Source organism: Stenotrophomonas sp. WZN-1 (assembly GCF_002192255.1).
In the GTDB taxonomy this organism is placed as follows: domain Bacteria; phylum Pseudomonadota; class Gammaproteobacteria; order Xanthomonadales; family Xanthomonadaceae; genus Stenotrophomonas.
The window spans coordinates 2,487,405-2,502,389 of record NZ_CP021768.1; the positions used below are offsets into that span (position 1 = coordinate 2,487,405).

Below are 14,985 nucleotides of genomic sequence, written 5' to 3' on the forward strand. Positions count from 1 at the left end.
AAGCCTCAGTCGTCGCCCGTGACGCGCAGGATCTCTTCCAGCGTGGTCACCCCGCTGTCGACCCAACGCTGGCCGTCCTGGCGCAAGGTCCGCATGCCGGCACGCCGCGCCGCCTCGCGCAACGCAGGTTCACCCTGCCCTTCATGGATCAGTGCACGCACGCGGTCATCCACCACGAACAGCTCATGGATGCCGGTGCGTCCCCGGTAGCCGCTGTTGGCGCAGGCCGCGCAGCCCACCGCGCGCCACACGGTACGGCCGTCGCCATCCACCTCGGCACGCCGGCATTGCGTGCACAGCCGCCGCACCAGCCGCTGCGCCAGCACGCCGCGCAGCGACGAGGCCAGCAGGAACGGCTCCACGCCCATATCGGCCAGGCGGGTCACTGCCGAGATCGCGTCGTTAGTGTGCAGGGACGCCAGCACGCCATGGCCGGTCAGCGACGACTGCACCGCAATCTGCGCGGTTTCCAGGTCGCGGATCTCGCCGATCATGATGGTGTCCGGGTCCTGGCGCAGGATCGCGCGCAGTGCCGTGCCGAAGCTCATGCCGATGCGCGCGTTGACCTGGATCTGGCCGATGCCGGCGAAGTCATACTCCACCGGGTCCTCCACGGTGAGGATGTTGCTGGTGCTGCTGTCGAGCTGGCCCAACGCGGCGTACAGCGAGGTGGTCTTGCCACTGCCGGTCGGGCCGGTGACCAGCACGATGCCATGCGGCTGCCGGATCAATCCGGTGAACGTGGCCAGGGTGTCATCGGCCATGCCCAGGCGCTGCAGCTGCAGGCGACCGGCATCCTTTTCCAGCAGGCGCAGCACAGCACGCTCGCCATGCCCGGTCGGCACCGTGGAGACGCGGATATCCAACGGCCGCCCACCCACCCGGATCGCGATGCGCCCGTCCTGCGGCAGGCGCTTCTCGGCAATATCGAGGTGGGCCATGATCTTGATGCGCGACACCAGCGCCGCGTGCAGTGCGCGCCGCGGCTGCACCATGTCGCGCAGGGTGCCGTCCACCCGGTAGCGCACCACCGAGTGGGTCTCGAACGGCTCGATGTGCAGATCGCTGGCACCATCGCGAGCGGCCTGTGCCAGCAGCGCGTTGATCATGCGGATCACCGGCGCATCGTCCTGCGCGTCCAGCAGATCGGTGACTTCCGGCATGTCCTGCATCAGCCGGTCCAGATCGACTTCGCTTTCTGCGGCACCGACCACGGCAGCGGCATCGCCGCCGTCACGGTACTGCTCACCCAACCGCTGCTGCCAGGTCGCCGCATCCAGCGCCTGGAACGGCAGCGGTCCATGCCGTCGGCGCAGTTCGGCCACGGCCCACGCCGCGGTATCGGCGGTGCCCAACAGCACGGGCGCACCGCCAGCTTCGGACAGCATCACCCCATGGCTGCGCACCCAGGAATAAGGCAGTGGCGCGGCAGCGCTCACGGCCCGATCACCAGTTCCGGGGTGTAGCCCAGCCCGCGCAGCTGCTGCAGCGCCGGGTCCAGCGTCGCCGGGTCGCGCGGCAATCGCACCCGCAGGCGTTGCCCGCTCTCACCCGGCGTCGCTTCGGCATAGGCCTGCAGGCCCAGTGCCCGCACCTGCGCCACGCCCTGGCTGGCACGGGCCGGGTCCAGCCCCTGCGCGAACTGCACCAGCTGTGCGTCGCTGTCACCGGACGGGTACAGCGCCGCCAGGCTGCTGCTCTGCAGCGGCTGGCCCTGGCCATCGCGCGCATTGCCCTGGCCGAGTACAGACAGGTCCTGCGGCGGCAGCTGCGGTGCCGACAGCGCCGGCAATGCCCAGCTCTGTACCGGCTGCGCGCTGGCCTGCGCGTTGCGCATGTAGTCGTAGCGGTCGCGGGTCAGGCGCTGGCCAGCGGCGGGGTCACGCACCACGTGCGGGCGCAGGAACACCATCAGGTTGGTCTTGGAGCGCTTGCGCGTATCACTGCGGAACAGCGCCCCCAGCACCGGGATCTTTCCCAGCCCCGGCACCGCGTCACGACCGTGGCTGACGTTGTCCTCCAGCAGGCCACCCAGCACCATGATCTGGCCATCGTCCAGCAGCACGCTGGTGTCCAGCGCACGCTTGTTGGTGATGATGCCGGCCGTGCTGTTCGCGCTCTGCGCGTCGATGCTGCTGACTTCCTGGTAGATGTCCAGCTTCACCGTGCCGCCCTCGGAGATCTGCGGGCGCACCCGCAGCTTCAGGCCCACATCCTCGCGCACGATGGTCTGGAACGGGTTGTTGCTGCCGCCGCCACCGTCAGTCACGTAGCGACCGCTGACGAACGGCACGGTCTGGCCGACCATGATGCTGGCCGCCTCGTTGTCCAGCGTCATCAGGTTCGGCGTGGACAGGATGTTGGCACCGCCCTTGCTCTGCAACGCATTGGCCAACGCCTTCATGTTGAGGATCTGGCCGACACCGGGCAGGTTGATGGTGCCGTCGATGACGCCGATCTTCAGGCCGTCCTTGGGCAGCACGTCCAGGGTGGTGCGCGCGGCGGTGTTCAGGCCGCTGCCGCCGGTGACACCACCGAAATGGGTGCCGCCGAAGGTGCGGCCATTGCCCAGCATCCACTGCACGCCCAGTTCGGCCGCGTCGGTCTGGTTGACCTCCACGATCAGGCTTTCCACCAGCACCTGTGCACGGCGCTGGTCGAGCTGGTCGATCACCCGCCGAAGGTTGCGGTAGACCGGCTCCGGCGCCGAGATCAGCAGTGTGTTGGTGGCCACGTCGGCCTGCACCGAAATGCCGTTCTGGCTGAAGCCCGTGCTTTCGGCGTCGATCGGGTCGCGGCGGTTCGGGTCCAGCCGCTGCGATTCCAGCGCACTGCCACCGGGCTTGGCCTGCTGTGGCTGCGACGGCTGCGCGGGTGTGGAACGGTCTGCATCGCCGGGCAGTGGCGTGATGCCTTCGTTGCTGCCCATTGCCGGTGCATCGCTCTGCCCCGCAACCACGCCGCGCAGCACGCCGGCGAGCTGGTTGGCCTGGGCATTGCGCAGGTAGACCACATGCAGGTTGCCGGACTCGTCCTGCGCGCGGTCCAGCTTCTCCACCAGCTGCCGCGCCAGGCGGGTGCGCCCGGGGCTGCTGGAGCGCAGCAGCACGCTGTTGCTGCGCGGGTCGGCCATCACCACCACCTTCTGGCTGGGCTCGGCGCCCTGCGCATCCAGCAGCGGCGCGACCATCGCTGCCACGTCAACAGCAATGCCCTGCTGCAGCTTCACCACGTCGGTGTCCATGCCAGCCGGCGTGTCGACGCTGGCGATCACCCGCGCGATGCGCTCCAGGTTGTCGGCATAGTCGGTGATCACCAGGGTGTTGTTGCCCGGGTTGGCAGTGATCGGATTGTCCGGGCTGATCATCGGCCGCAGCACCGCCACCAGCGCGGCCGCGTTCTCGTAGCGCAGCGCGAAGGTGCGCGTGGCGACCTCGCCCCCTGCTCCGCCGTTACCCACCCGACCGCCGAGCAGCTTGGCATCGGCCTGCGGCACCACCCGGCTGACGCCGCCGTTCTCGACCACGGCGAAGCCGCGCATGCGCAGCGCACCCAGCAGCAGCTGGTAGGCCTGGGTACGGCTGACCGGGCCATCAGAAACCACCGTCATCTTGCCGGTCACCCGCGGGTCGACCAGGAACTGGCGGCCGGTGAAGCGTGCCGCCATGCGCAGCACGCCACCGATATCGGTATCCACCAGGTTCAGCTGCACCGGCTCATCGCGGGCGCCCTGCGCCAGCACCGGCGCCGGCACATGGGCCATGCCCACCACCAGGGCCAGCGCGGTGCTGCAGGCAAGGCTGCGCATCGCCCTCATGGATGGGCACCCGCAGTGGCCACCATCACGATGTTTCCGGAAATCCGTGCCGCCGGCATGTTCGCATCCCCCGTGCGTGTCAGTTGCAGCTGTTGCAGCTCGATGGCCGGATCGGCCAGCAGCGGCAGCAGCCAGTTCCATAGCGCGTCGGCGGGCACCGCCTGCACCTGCAGGTGCCAGCGCCCGTCACGCACTTCGATATGCAGGCCGTCGGCAAGGCCGGCGGATCTGATGCCGTCCCGCAGGCTGGCCAGCGTCGGGTGCTGGCCCTGCGCCTGCTGCCGGCGCTCACGGGCGCGCAGCAGTGGCGCCAGTGCGCGGGACTGCGCCTGCAGCCGTGGCAGTTCGGCCTGCCAGTGCGCATGCTGTTTCAGCAGGGGTTCCAGCCACAACGACCACAGGCCCGCTGCCAGCAGCGCCACCACCATCACCCACAGCATCAGCCGGTCCCGCGGTGGCAGGCGCCGCCAGCGCTGCTGCAGGCCCTCCAGTCCCTCGCCCAGCCGCAGGGTACGCGCGGTCACTGTCCAGCTCCGCTCACCCGCAGGCGCCCAGCGGCGTCGCGCGCCAGCTGCAGGCCCTGCACCTGCACCGCCTGCTGCCAGTGCTCCAAACGTTGCGGATCATCGGCCAACGCCTGGGCATCGGCATCCAGCTCCATGTCCAGCTGGCCGGGCTGGTAATGGAGGCTACGCACCTGCCCGGCCAGCTCCGGAACCGCCTGCAGCGTGCTGGCAACCTGCCGTTGCAACAGCGGCAACGGCGGCGCCGGCGGTGGCACCGCCAGAGCACGCCGTGCCTGCAGCACCGGATCCACCACATCGGTAATCTCCGGGAAGCGTGCGCTGAACTGCCGCGCCATGTCCTGTTGCAGCGCCTCGCCCTCGATCCGCCAGCGCGAGACCTGCAGCTGCAGGCCGAGTGCAGCCAGCAGCACTGCCGCCAACGCGAGGCCGATCGCCAGTCGTGGCGCTTGCCGACCCGCACCGGGCAGCGGCAATGACCACCCCGGCAGAGGGCCACACGCCTGCCGTTCACGCCTGACGGCGGTGGCCGGCAGGCTGTCCGGCCACGCCGGCGGCACGCTGTCGATCCATTGCACGGCCTGCACGCCGGCCTGCTGCAGACGCATGGCCAGGGCCCGCATCAAGGCACACGCGTCACGTCCGCCATACCATTGGACGAACCCCCGATCGCGCCCGCTGCGCACCAGCAGGTGCTCGCCGCTGACCTGCAGCGTGGCCTGCGCGTCCTGCCACGGCAGCAGCAGCGGCGTCGGATACAGCGCCTGCAGCTGCAGTGCGCACGAGGCCAGCAGCTGCTGCGCCTGCAGGACCGCCTGCTGGCCGAGCCAGGCCACCGGAACGGTGCCGTCAGCCGCCTGTGCACCGTGCGCCAGCGCCACCTCCTGCAGGTCATCCAGCAGCATCGCCTCCACCTCGCCCTGCAGCGCCGACTGCAGGCGCCGCCCGGACAACGGCGGCAGCTGAAGTTCCAGCAGGATCAGGTCGTGCGGATCGAGGCAGGCGCGCACCGTCGCCTTCGGGTAACGCAGACCCAGCGCCGCCAGCGTGTCGCGGCCGTGTGCCACTACCTCGCCCTTGCGCAGCTGCACCCAGTCCACCGTGCTGTCGGCGCGCAGGCACTCCAGCGCCGGCAGGCGCACCCGAAGCTGCACGTTCATGCGCCGATCCTCGTCCACACGCGCTGCACGCGCGCCCCATCGTCGCGGTACTCGCGCCAAAGCAACGCACGGAACTCGACCGCACTGCCATCGGCCTGCACCTGGCCGACCGCAAGGAACCACTCGCTATGGATGCCCAGGGGAAGCACGGCCATCTGTTCGTTGCTCAGTTGAAGTCGATTGGCGATGTCGCCACGGTTGAGCAGCCAATGGCCGCCGTCGCGCTCACCGAGCAGCGCCTGCAGCCGTGCCGGCTCGACCGCAGGCGTCACCGCCTGCAGAACGCTCAGGTCGCTGGTGTTGGCGTTGACCAGGGTCTGCGCCGGCAGCACCACGGTGCGCCGCGCCAGCGCCTGCAATGCCACCGGATCGGCACCGGCCAGTGCCTGCGCGATCAGTGATTCGCGCGGCAGTGGCGCCTGTGCCTGGATGTCACCGTCGCGCAGGCGCGCCTGGATGTGGTCCGCCGCGGATGCGCAGGCACCCTGGCCAAGCCCCTGTGCAGCACACAACGCGATGAACGCGCGTCGCGCCTCGGGGTCCGGCCGGCCACGCGCCAGCAGGTTGCGCAGGTTGAACATCGACTGCGCATCAACCAGCTGCAGCTGCACCGGCAACGGTGCCTGCAGCGTCAGCGGACGCGCCCAACGGCCGCTGCGCACCGTGGCCAGCTGCTCCTTTACATCGTCACGCAGCTGCTGCGCCGCGCGCTCCAGGGTGGCATCGACCGCCATGCGCACCTGCGCGCGCAGCTGGTCACTACGCAGCGCGCGCAGCTGCGCCGATTGCCGCGTCAGCAGTGCAGTGGCAATCACCGCCACCAATGCCACCACCAGCAGGGCGACAATCACCGCCATGCCACGCTGGCGGGCGCACGGGAGCGAACGCGTCCGGGCTGTCATCAGCACGCCTCACAGCTGCCAGGAGCCGATATCCGCGTTCCCGGCGTCGCCACCGGGCTTGCTGTCCGCACCCAGCGAGAACACATCGATGTCGCCATGGGTCCCGGGACTCTGGTACTGGTACGGATGGCCCCACGGGTCATTCGGCAGGCGATCCAGATACGGAGTCACCGGCATCGCACCGCTGCCCTGCGGCGGCTTCACCAGCGCCTGCAGGCCCTGCTCGGCGCTGGGATAGCGGCCATTGTCCAGCTTGAACAACTTCAGCGCCTGCATCAGCGCCGCAATGTCCTGGCGCGCCGCCACCACGCGCGCCTGGTCGGGACGGTCCATCAACCGCGGCACGATCAAGGCCGCGAGAATGCCGATGATCACCACCACCACCATGATCTCGATCAGGCTGAAACCCTGCTGCCGAGCCCTGCGACCACCCACCTGCCTTGCCATTGTTCCGCCCTCGTCATCCTGGAAGAGACCGCTGCACCATGGTCAGCGGTGCATGTGTCAGTACGATAAACATCCGCCGGCAATTCGCTGCGCATGTGCCCGCGCGGGCGCAGCGGCCGCCGGTACGCATGCCGCCTCGAACAGCTGTGGCGACACACTGGCCAGCGTTTCGTCGATGCAGCCGCGCAGCAGCGGATGCGCGCATGCCTGCAGCAGGCGCACACACTGCATCGGCGACCACGCGGTGCCATGGTCGAGCCCAATGAACATCCGGTAGGCCTGGTGGTAGCGCAGGTCGTCGTACACGCGTTGCGCGCTGTTGAGATCGCGTAGAACCACCAGCAGGGCCGCACGTTGCAGCTGCCGCACGTCGCCTGCCTCAAGCGGCAGCGCGCTCATGGCTGCTTCGGGCCAGGGCCGCAGCTGCAGATCGAGGGCGCGCCGCAGCGCCGCTAGCGGATGCGCGCTGCTGTCCAGTGCCGCCCAGCGCACCGCATCGGCCCAGGCATCACTGGACAGCACCCAGACCCACGAGTGCCCGTAACGTTGCACGTTCAAGGGCGTGTGCCGCGCCTGCTCCAGTGACTGGCTCAGGTGGCGATCCAGCTCCAGCATGCTGATCCTGCGACTGTCTGCCATCTGCGTCGCCCGTGCTCCGCGACGCGTGGTGCGTCGTACTCTGGAGAAGACGTCAGCAAGGCAGGCGAAGCGACAGCGCGAATGCAACTCTGTGCGCTGGGTAGTGCTTCATCGGCAACGTCATCGCAACGTCATGCGCCTGAAGGCTTCGCGCTGCAGTTGCGGTGCGTCACCGCCACAGCGGCGGGCCAGTACCGCCACGTCGCTGCGCGCGGCGAACGCGACCAGCGCATCGGTCATGTCCACGTCATCGCACCATGACGCCAGCGCAATGCGCACCGCTGGCAGCTGCCAGCCGTCCATCACCCCGTGGGTGCCCGCCACGAACCAGTGCCACAGCCGATGGTGCAGCACCTGCTCGTGCAGCTGGGCGAGATCGTCGATGCCATGCATGTCCATCAGCAGCAGTGCGCGTGCAAGCGCCGCAGGCGGCAGCGCACCGGTTTCAGCCAGCGGCAGCACCTGCTGCTGCAGGCGCAACAGCATCGCCAGCGGGTGCGACTTCGGATCGAAGTCCAGCAGCACGGCCTGTTGCTGCCACTGCGCGTCGGATACCACGCACACCCACGGCGAGCCGTAGCGGTGCACCATCAAAGGCCGTCGCTGCGTGGTTTCCAGCAACGCTGAAAGATTGCGGCGCAGGTCCAGCACACCGATGGTCTCGTTGCGCATCCTTGGCGTCTCCTTGCTTGCAACAGCCCTGCGCGGCGCGCACGGCCAGCGTCTTCACCTAACCAAGGACGGCAATGCCACCCGGAAAGCGACGCAGATCCAGCGACATCGTCAGTCGCAGCTGCTCCAGCGCCGCATCCGGATCATCAATGCGGAAGCGGCCGCTGACCGGGGCGCGCGCCAACGCCGATTCGCCCAGCATCACCTTGCCGCGGCGGTAGCGGTTGATCTCATCCACCACCTCGCGCAATGGAGCGCGGCGGAACACCAGCATGCCTTCGGTCCAGGCACTCACTTCCGAGGCCACGGCTTCGGCCACCACGCCGCTGAGGCGTTCGTCGTACTGGGTCTGCTGGCCTGCCTGCAGCTGCAGGCGGCCCTGCGGGTGCTCGATGCGGGCGCTGCCCTGCAGGCAGGTCACCCGTACCTGGCCGTGGGTGTTGCGCACGTCCAGGCGCACCGCACCTTCATCGGCTATCACGCAGCCCGGCCCCGCGAACAGGGCCAGGCGCAGGCCGTCCTGGGTTTCGATCGCGGCCTGGCCCTGCACCAGCTCGAAGCCTTCGCCCTGCGCGTCCGCACGGCGGCGCAGGCTGCTCTGCGTATCCAGTTCGATCTTCAGCTGTGGCGAAGGTGCGATCTGCAGGCGCTCACCGGTACCGGTGTGGAAATCGGCCGCCATCGCCGTCACCGAGGGCCACAATCCCAGCGGCGGGCGGATCGCCGCCACCACCACCAGGCTGGCCGGCGCGGCAATCGCGGCGCCCAGGAAGGCACGCCGGCTCCAGCGCTGGGCCGGTGTCGGCGCGACCGGTTGCCGTGCGGCGGCAGGCAGCTGCTCACCGGCCAGGCGTACCTGCTCCCATTGCCGGCGCGCACGGCCGAATGCTTCGCGATGACGCGGATCGGCCTCGCACCACGCGCGGAACCTGCGCCCGTCGGCCGCAGTGGCCTCGCCCGAGGTCAGCCGCACCACCCACGCGTGGGCCTGGCGCTCGACGGCATCCAGCGGGCGTTGCAGGCGATCGTCAGGATCCATGAGGGCTCATGCCGGACCCGCACGCTGCGGGGTTCTGCTCGGCGTCAAAGTGTAGACGGATGCCGCCGCTCAGAACCGCACCTGGCGCCCCTGCCCGCTGCGCTCGGCCAGGTAGTCCTGGGCCGCTTTCAACTCACGCTGCACCAACCTCAGCGATACGCCGAGGTGATCGGCGACGTCGCGCTGCTGCAGGCCGTCGACGCGGATCGCCAGCAGGATGCGGCGACGGCGCTCGGGCATGCGCTGCAGCAGACCGACCATGTCTTCCAGCGCGAAGTCCAGTTCGGCCGCCTGCGCCGGGCCCGGTGCCGGGTCGGCCATGTCCATCAGCGTCTCCACCTCTTCCAGGCTCAGCAGGCGGTGGTCGGCACGCTGGCGGTCGATCACGGTATTCATCGCCATGCGCAGCAGGTAGGCCGCGGGGTTCTGCACGGCATCCAGGCGCTCGCGGCGCGCACTCAGGCGCATCCAGGTGTCCTGCAGCGCGTCGCCGGCCAGCTCTTCCGAGCCCAGCTTGCGCACCAGCCGGCGCTTCAGCTCGTCGTAGGCGCCCAGAAGGTGATCCATCAGGTCAACTGCCCCAGCCGTACCGTTGCTCATGTTCGAATCCTTGAAGTCATGGAAGGGGCGCGCGCCAGCCACAGTCGTGGTCGGTGCCGGAAGGTCGGATCTGCAGGGTGACCGGCTGCGGCAGCGCAGCGGCATCGGGCGCCATCACCAGGCCCTGCAACGCCCGCAGCAGGCGTGCATCGCGGCGGGCACTGCCACTGCCGGACAGCAGTTCGGGCTGCTGCACCTGGCCTTCGCCGTCGACGCGGAAGCGCAGCGTTGCGGCATAGCGGCCGGGCGCGATCTCGGGGTCGTCACAGAAGGCCGCACGCAGGCGCTGCTGCAGGCCACCATAGCGGCGGCGACGTTCGGCCTCGGGAAGATCGACGGCAACACCGGGGTCGGCGGCCGAGGACGTTCCCCGGCGCAGCACCACGCGCTGCTCGCCGATCACCTCGGCCTCGATGCCGGTGTCCTGCAGTAGCATCTGCAGCGCAGGCAGCGGCGCCAGGCTGGCGCGCAGCGCATGGCTGTTGTGGCCCGCGGCTAGATCGCCCGGGTACATCACCGACCACCCGCTGATGACACTGAAGCGCTCGACCGCCTGTTCCAGCGGCTGCGCCGGAATGTCGTAGGCATGGACACCGTCCTGCGCCACAGCGGCAAAGGACAGCAGCAGCCATGCGGCGATGGCCACTTTCCAAGTTCTGACCGCATGGTGTCCATTCAGCCCCCTGACGTAGAACACATGACCCTCGGCAGCGACAGCAGCTGCAGTGGACGCGCGGCACGACCGGAACCCCGGCCCGCACGCGACCCGCAAGCGGGCTCAAACCGTACCGGGGGCACATGTCATTGCGATGACCGCCGCCTACGGCCAACCGTCAGGCCAGCCTTCCTGGAGCCCCTCAACGCAACAGGCATCAACGAATTGAACAGACCATGTCCTCCAGGCGTGGGGTCAGAGCCCGTTGCGCAGCAACCGGATCCGGCCCCTTGCCGGCCAAAACGTGTCGACCAAGGTCGACACCCACCAAGAGCAGCTCATGCCGTTCCGACAGAAAGCGGAAATCTGTCGAAGGCGGGGTGGGTCCGGTTGCAGGGGTGTCCGCGGCATGGATGCCGCGGCCAAGCCCCCATGGACGGGTTTACGGCGTCCCCTGCAACCGGACCCACCCCGCCATCCCACGAAATGCACGCTGTTGCTTCGGCTGTTGCTTCGGCTGTTGCTCCTGAGGTTGCCGGCCAGCGGCCGGCACTACCCGCGGGTGCCGGGTGCAACCCGGCCGCAGACCCCATCCCTCAAAGCGGCAGCTGCGTGGTCTGCTTGATCCGCTGCATCGGGATCTCGGTCTTGGTGTTCTGCACCCCGGCGATCCGGTTCAGGTGCTGCATCTGGAACTGCCGGTACGCATCAAGGTCCGCCACCGCCACCCGCAGCAGGAAATCGCAGTCGCCCGCCATCAGATGGCATTCAAGCACTTCCGGGAAAGACTTGATGCTGTTGATGAAGTGATTGGTGGTGTCTTCGTCCTGCCCGCGCAGCCAGACCCGCACGAACACCGTGAAGCCACGGCCCACCATGGCCTCATTCAGCAGGGCGACGTAGCGGTCGATGTAGCCGCCCTCCTCCAGCAGCCGCACCCGCCGCAGGCAGGCCGAGGGCGAGAGGCCCACCAACCGGGCCAGCTCCAGGTTCTGCAGGCGTCCGTCACGCTGCAGGGCGTCGAGGATGCGGCGATCAAGGTTGTCGAGCTGGTACTGCATGGGATTTCACCGTTGGCGCCTTTGACCGCATGGGATCTCAATATTCCCGAATTGAATGGCATCAACGCAACCCGATTTCGCGATCAGGCCGCTAGCATGGGCCACCCCCACCTCGTTGTGCCGTTCCATGGACGCCCGTACCGCCCTCCCCCTGCCCGACACCTGCGATACCGCCCCGCGTGCCGAATTCCTGCGCGGCCTGCGTGCCGCCGTGCCGGTGATGATCGGCTTCATCCCCTTCGCCCTGGTGCTCGGCGCGCAGGCGGCCCAGAAGGGCCTGAGCGCACTGGAAGTGCCACTGATGACCGGCCTCAACTTCGCTGGCGGTTCGGAGTTCGCCGCCGTCGAACTGTGGACCTCGCCGCCGCACATCGCACTGATCGTCGCGATCACCGCGCTGGTCAACAGCCGGCACCTGTTGATGGGCGCCAGCCTGGCCCCGCTGCTGCAGCACCTGCCGCGCCGCCGGGTGCTGCCGGCGCTGTTCTTCATGTGCGACGAGAGCTGGGCGATGGGCGTGGCCGATGCGCGCCGCCGCGCGCTTGGCTTCAGCCTGGCCTACTACCTGGGCGTGTCGGCAGGCCTGTACACGGTCTGGGTGGCCTGCACCGCATTGGGCGCGATCGTCGGCCCGATGCTGGGCGACATCCACGCTTATGGTTTCGACATGGCCTTCCCCGCCGTGTTCCTGGTGCTGCTGCGCGGCATGTGGCAGGGCATGAAAGCGGCGCGTCCGTGGCTGGTCAGCCTGATCGTGGCCGCAGCCACTTACCTGCTGATCCCGGGTGCCTGGTACGTGGCCAGCGGCGCACTGGCCGGCCTGGCGGCGGCCTGGCTGCTGGCGGAGGACGCGGCATGATCTTCAATGGACTGATCCACTGGACCTCGGTGCTGACCATCGTGCTGATGGCCGCCGCCACCTACCTGACCCGCATCGTCGGCTTCCTCGCGCTGCGCAACCGCACGTTGAGCAAACGCGCAGTGACGGTGATGGAAGCCGCACCGGGCTGCGTGCTGATCTCGGTGATCGCCCCGGACTTCGTCGCCGACAAGCCCGCCGACCTGGCCGCACTGGCGATCACCCTGCTGGCCGCCACGCGGCTGTCGATGCTGCCGACGGTGCTGATCGGCGTGGTCTCGGCCGGTGTGCTGCGCTATCTGATGGGTTGACGCCTCTTCGCCGGGCGTGGCCCGGCGCTACCGTTGGACCGCCCCCCCTTCGCCGGGCATGGCCCGGCGCTACCGTTGTGCAGCGCCCCTGGTAGCGCCGGGCCATGCCCGGCGGAACACCCCTGCGACACCCGGTCGCAGCTGATCCCGTCACCCGCTTGATCAATGTCAAACCGCCCGCCGCCGCGCGGGCGTATCTCTATGCAGGACCCGAACACGCCGGCGTTACCGGCATCCACAAGGACCCTGCGATGAGCTACACCCCCGACAACGCCCAGCTGCTGAACGCCATGCAGAACGTCATGGTGATCTCCACCACCGACCTGCAGGGCAACATCACCTACGCCAATGACCTGTTCTGCACGCTCACCGGGTTCGCCCGCGAGGAGCTGATCGGCCAGCCGCATAGCATCGTGCGCCATCCTGATGTGCCCAAGGCGGTCTACAAGGACATGTGGGACACCATCAAGGCCGGCAAGACCTGGACCGGCATCGTGCCCAACCTCGGCAAGGGTGGCGTGCTCTACGTGGTCGACACCACCGTGCAGCCGCTGTTCGACGCCGACGGCAACATCACCTCGTACATCAGCATCCGCCGCGTGGTGAACGACCTGATGCAGAACTACGACCTGGTCGAGTTCAGCAAGGAAAAGTTCGACGACTTCTACGAGGCCGCGTGAACGCCCTCCCGACCAGTACGCCCTTCAGCCGCCTGCTGGTGGGTTTCGCGTCCGAGTCGGGCAATGCCCGCGCCCTGGCCCAGCGCCTGGGCGCGGACCTGCAGCCGCACGCGCCGCAGGTGCTCCCCTTCAATGACATCGACGTGGCCAGCCTCGGCCACGGCGACGTGCTGCTGGCGATCTCCAGCTCGTTCGGCGATGGCGAACCGCCGGCCAACGGCGAGCAGTTCTTCGAAACGCTGCGCCAGACCCCGACGCTGAGCGGCCTGCGCTATGCAGTATTCGGCCTCGGTGACACCGGCTACCCCAGCTTCTGTGGCTTCACCAAGGCGCTGGATGCGGCGCTGAGCGAGCGCCAGGCGCAGCCGCTGCTGCACCGCGTGGACGCCGACCTGGGCTACGAGCAGTTCTTCCAGCAATGGCAGCCGGTGCTCGGCCAGGTGCTGGACGGCGACCTCAACGCTGGCCAGGACCTGCACCTGCAGGTCACCGCCTATGGTGAAGACAACGCCTTTGCCGCCCCCATTCTTGAACGCCGCCGCTTGAACAGCAGCGACCCGGCCGCCTGGCACCTGCAGCTGGATATCGCCGGCAGTGGCATGGCGTATCGCGCCGGTGACACCCTGCATGTGGTACCGGAGAACGACCCTGCCCTGCTGCAGGCACTGGCCACCTGGTACGGCGACACCGCCGCTGTGGCCGCCCTGCAAGACCGCGAGCTGCGCCTGCTGAGCAAGGGCGTGCTGCGCGAACTGGCCAAGCTCGGCGGCAGCGAGGTGCTGAAGGGCCTGTTGAAGGTCAGCCAGAAGCGCGAGCTCGAAGCCTACCTGCACGGGCTGGACCTGCTGGACGTGCTGCAGGACCACGCCACGCCGGACAGTGTGCCGCTGGCCCGACTACGCGAACTGCTGTCACCGCGACTGCCGCGCGCCTATTCGATCGCCTCGCACCCCTGCGACGACCAGCTGAGCCTGTGCGTGCGCGAAGTGCGCTACACCCTGCGCGGCCGCGCGCGCTTCGGCACTGCCACCGGCAGCCTGCTGCACGGCGGCGACCATGCCCGTGTGTACTGCCGCTCCAATCCCGGCTTCCATCTGCCCGATACCGGCGAGGCGCCGCTGCTGCTGGTCGGTACCGGCACCGGTATCGCGCCGTTGATGGGCCTGATGCAGGAACTGCAGGCCAGCGCCTGCCAACGCGAAGTGCACCTGGTGTTCGGCGAGAAGCACAGCCAGCACGACTACCTTTACCGCGACCAGCTGCAGGACTGGCACACGCGCGGCGTGCTGGCCGCCCTGCATACCGCGTTCTCGCGCGATGGTGCCGAAAAGGTCTATGTGCAGCATGTGCTGCAGCAGCGCGGCGATGAAGTGCGCGACGTACTGGCCCGCGGTGGGCATCTGTACCTGTGCGGCAACAAGAGCCACCTGGAAAGCGCGGTGCGCGAGGTCATCGATGCCATCGTTGGCGAGGGCCATTGGGACGCGCTGCGGGGCGAAGGCCGCACGCACTGCGAGTTGTATTGATCCATTCCACTGGATTGCACGAACGCTGGATTGGTATAGCCGGCCGCTGGCCGGCTGCTCCGGATTCCAGGGTTGCCGGCCAGCGGCCGGCAC

The 14,985-nt window shown here is 68.7% G+C and carries 16 protein-coding genes; 4 read left to right on the top strand and 12 right to left on the bottom strand.

Going from position 1 to position 14,985, the window contains the following annotated elements; all coding sequences use genetic code 11:
- Positions 1 to 5: 5 nt before the first annotated feature.
- From gspE to CCR98_RS11810, 12 genes are all read right to left on the bottom strand, one after another.
- Entirely contained in the window at positions 6 to 1,439 is a 1,434-nt protein-coding gene (gene gspE / locus CCR98_RS11755; RefSeq protein WP_087922752.1) for a type II secretion system ATPase GspE, read from the bottom strand.
- Positions 1,436 to 3,817, bottom strand: coding sequence for a type II secretion system secretin GspD (gspD, locus tag CCR98_RS11760; protein ID WP_087922753.1), 2,382 nt, complete (start codon positions 3,815 to 3,817; stop codon positions 1,436 to 1,438). The genes gspE and gspD overlap by 4 nt, the downstream gene beginning before the upstream one ends.
- Positions 3,814 to 4,341 (bottom strand): type II secretion system protein GspM, encoded by a 528-nt coding sequence (gspM, locus tag CCR98_RS11765; protein WP_087922754.1) that lies wholly within the window; start codon positions 4,339 to 4,341, stop codon positions 3,814 to 3,816. The genes gspD and gspM overlap by 4 nt, the downstream gene beginning before the upstream one ends.
- Entirely contained in the window at positions 4,338 to 5,501 is a 1,164-nt protein-coding gene (gene gspL / locus CCR98_RS11770; RefSeq protein ID WP_087922755.1) for a type II secretion system protein GspL, read from the bottom strand. Before gspL ends, gspM begins: the two co-directional genes overlap by 4 nt.
- Entirely contained in the window at positions 5,498 to 6,403 is a 906-nt protein-coding gene (gene gspK, locus CCR98_RS11775) for a type II secretion system minor pseudopilin GspK (protein ID WP_087924183.1), read from the bottom strand. The genes gspL and gspK overlap by 4 nt, the downstream gene beginning before the upstream one ends.
- 9 nt (positions 6,404 to 6,412) lie before the next feature.
- Positions 6,413 to 6,850: a type II secretion system major pseudopilin GspG gene (gene gspG, locus CCR98_RS11780; RefSeq protein ID WP_087922756.1), complete on the bottom strand. Its 438-nt coding sequence runs from the start codon at positions 6,848 to 6,850 to the stop codon at positions 6,413 to 6,415.
- A gap of 57 nt (positions 6,851 to 6,907) precedes the next feature.
- Positions 6,908 to 7,465: a hypothetical protein gene (locus CCR98_RS11785; RefSeq protein ID WP_232463009.1), complete on the bottom strand. Its 558-nt coding sequence runs from the start codon at positions 7,463 to 7,465 to the stop codon at positions 6,908 to 6,910.
- Positions 7,466 to 7,609: 144 nt separating this feature from the next.
- Positions 7,610 to 8,161, bottom strand: coding sequence for a hypothetical protein (locus tag CCR98_RS11790; RefSeq protein ID WP_087922758.1), 552 nt, complete (start codon positions 8,159 to 8,161; stop codon positions 7,610 to 7,612).
- A gap of 58 nt (positions 8,162 to 8,219) precedes the next feature.
- Positions 8,220 to 9,200: a DUF4880 domain-containing protein gene (locus CCR98_RS11795; protein ID WP_087922759.1), complete on the bottom strand. Its 981-nt coding sequence runs from the start codon at positions 9,198 to 9,200 to the stop codon at positions 8,220 to 8,222.
- A gap of 69 nt (positions 9,201 to 9,269) precedes the next feature.
- The gene (locus tag CCR98_RS11800; protein ID WP_087924184.1) at positions 9,270 to 9,800 is read right to left on the bottom strand and encodes a sigma-70 family RNA polymerase sigma factor; all 531 of its coding nucleotides are present in this window, start codon (positions 9,798 to 9,800) and stop codon (positions 9,270 to 9,272) included.
- Positions 9,801 to 9,816: 16 nt separating this feature from the next.
- Positions 9,817 to 10,497 carry a TonB C-terminal domain-containing protein gene (locus tag CCR98_RS11805; protein ID WP_087922760.1) on the bottom strand — a complete coding sequence of 227 codons (681 nt, stop codon included), beginning with the start codon at positions 10,495 to 10,497 and terminating at the stop codon, positions 9,817 to 9,819.
- 554 nt (positions 10,498 to 11,051) lie between these two features.
- Positions 11,052 to 11,516, bottom strand: coding sequence for an Lrp/AsnC family transcriptional regulator (locus CCR98_RS11810; RefSeq protein ID WP_087922761.1), 465 nt, complete (start codon positions 11,514 to 11,516; stop codon positions 11,052 to 11,054).
- Between the two features lie 127 nt (positions 11,517 to 11,643).
- Between CCR98_RS11810 and CCR98_RS11815 the strand changes: the two genes are divergently transcribed.
- The 4 genes from CCR98_RS11815 (at position 11,644) to CCR98_RS11830 (ending at position 14,892) form a co-directional block, all read left to right on the top strand.
- On the top strand, positions 11,644 to 12,375 hold the full coding sequence (locus CCR98_RS11815; protein ID WP_087922762.1) for an AzlC family ABC transporter permease: 732 nt from the start codon (positions 11,644 to 11,646) through the stop codon (positions 12,373 to 12,375).
- Positions 12,372 to 12,686: an AzlD family protein gene (locus CCR98_RS11820; RefSeq protein WP_005409898.1), complete on the top strand. Its 315-nt coding sequence runs from the start codon at positions 12,372 to 12,374 to the stop codon at positions 12,684 to 12,686. Before CCR98_RS11815 ends, CCR98_RS11820 begins: the two co-directional genes overlap by 4 nt.
- Before the next feature lie 251 nt (positions 12,687 to 12,937).
- A complete protein-coding gene (locus CCR98_RS11825) occupies positions 12,938 to 13,366 on the top strand; it encodes a PAS sensor domain-containing protein (RefSeq protein ID WP_005409905.1) in 429 nt (142 codons plus the stop codon).
- Positions 13,363 to 14,892 (top strand): sulfite reductase flavoprotein subunit alpha, encoded by a 1,530-nt coding sequence (locus tag CCR98_RS11830; protein WP_087922763.1) that lies wholly within the window; start codon positions 13,363 to 13,365, stop codon positions 14,890 to 14,892. Before CCR98_RS11825 ends, CCR98_RS11830 begins: the two co-directional genes overlap by 4 nt.
- Positions 14,893 to 14,985 lie beyond the last annotated feature (93 nt).

Excerpts from the sequence above, each read along its gene's own strand:
- CCR98_RS11810 (WP_087922761.1), bottom strand. The coding sequence starts at position 11,516 with ATGCAGTACCAGCTCGACAACCTTGATCGCCGCATCCTCGACGCCCTG.
- CCR98_RS11825 (WP_005409905.1), top strand. The coding sequence starts at position 12,938 with ATGAGCTACACCCCCGACAACGCCCAGCTGCTGAACGCCATGCAGAAC.
- gspK (WP_087924183.1), bottom strand. The coding sequence starts at position 6,403 with ATGACAGCCCGGACGCGTTCGCTCCCGTGCGCCCGCCAGCGTGGCATG.
- CCR98_RS11790 (WP_087922758.1), bottom strand. The coding sequence starts at position 8,161 with ATGCGCAACGAGACCATCGGTGTGCTGGACCTGCGCCGCAATCTTTCA.
- gspL (WP_087922755.1), bottom strand. The coding sequence starts at position 5,501 with ATGAACGTGCAGCTTCGGGTGCGCCTGCCGGCGCTGGAGTGCCTGCGC.
- gspG (WP_087922756.1), bottom strand. The coding sequence starts at position 6,850 with ATGGCAAGGCAGGTGGGTGGTCGCAGGGCTCGGCAGCAGGGTTTCAGC.
- CCR98_RS11815 (WP_087922762.1), top strand. The coding sequence starts at position 11,644 with ATGGACGCCCGTACCGCCCTCCCCCTGCCCGACACCTGCGATACCGCC.
- CCR98_RS11800 (WP_087924184.1), bottom strand. The coding sequence starts at position 9,800 with ATGAGCAACGGTACGGCTGGGGCAGTTGACCTGATGGATCACCTTCTG.
- CCR98_RS11820 (WP_005409898.1), top strand. The coding sequence starts at position 12,372 with ATGATCTTCAATGGACTGATCCACTGGACCTCGGTGCTGACCATCGTG.
- gspD (WP_087922753.1), bottom strand. The coding sequence starts at position 3,817 with ATGAGGGCGATGCGCAGCCTTGCCTGCAGCACCGCGCTGGCCCTGGTG.
- CCR98_RS11795 (WP_087922759.1), bottom strand. The coding sequence starts at position 9,200 with ATGGATCCTGACGATCGCCTGCAACGCCCGCTGGATGCCGTCGAGCGC.
- CCR98_RS11785 (WP_232463009.1), bottom strand. The coding sequence starts at position 7,465 with ATGCTGGAGCTGGATCGCCACCTGAGCCAGTCACTGGAGCAGGCGCGG.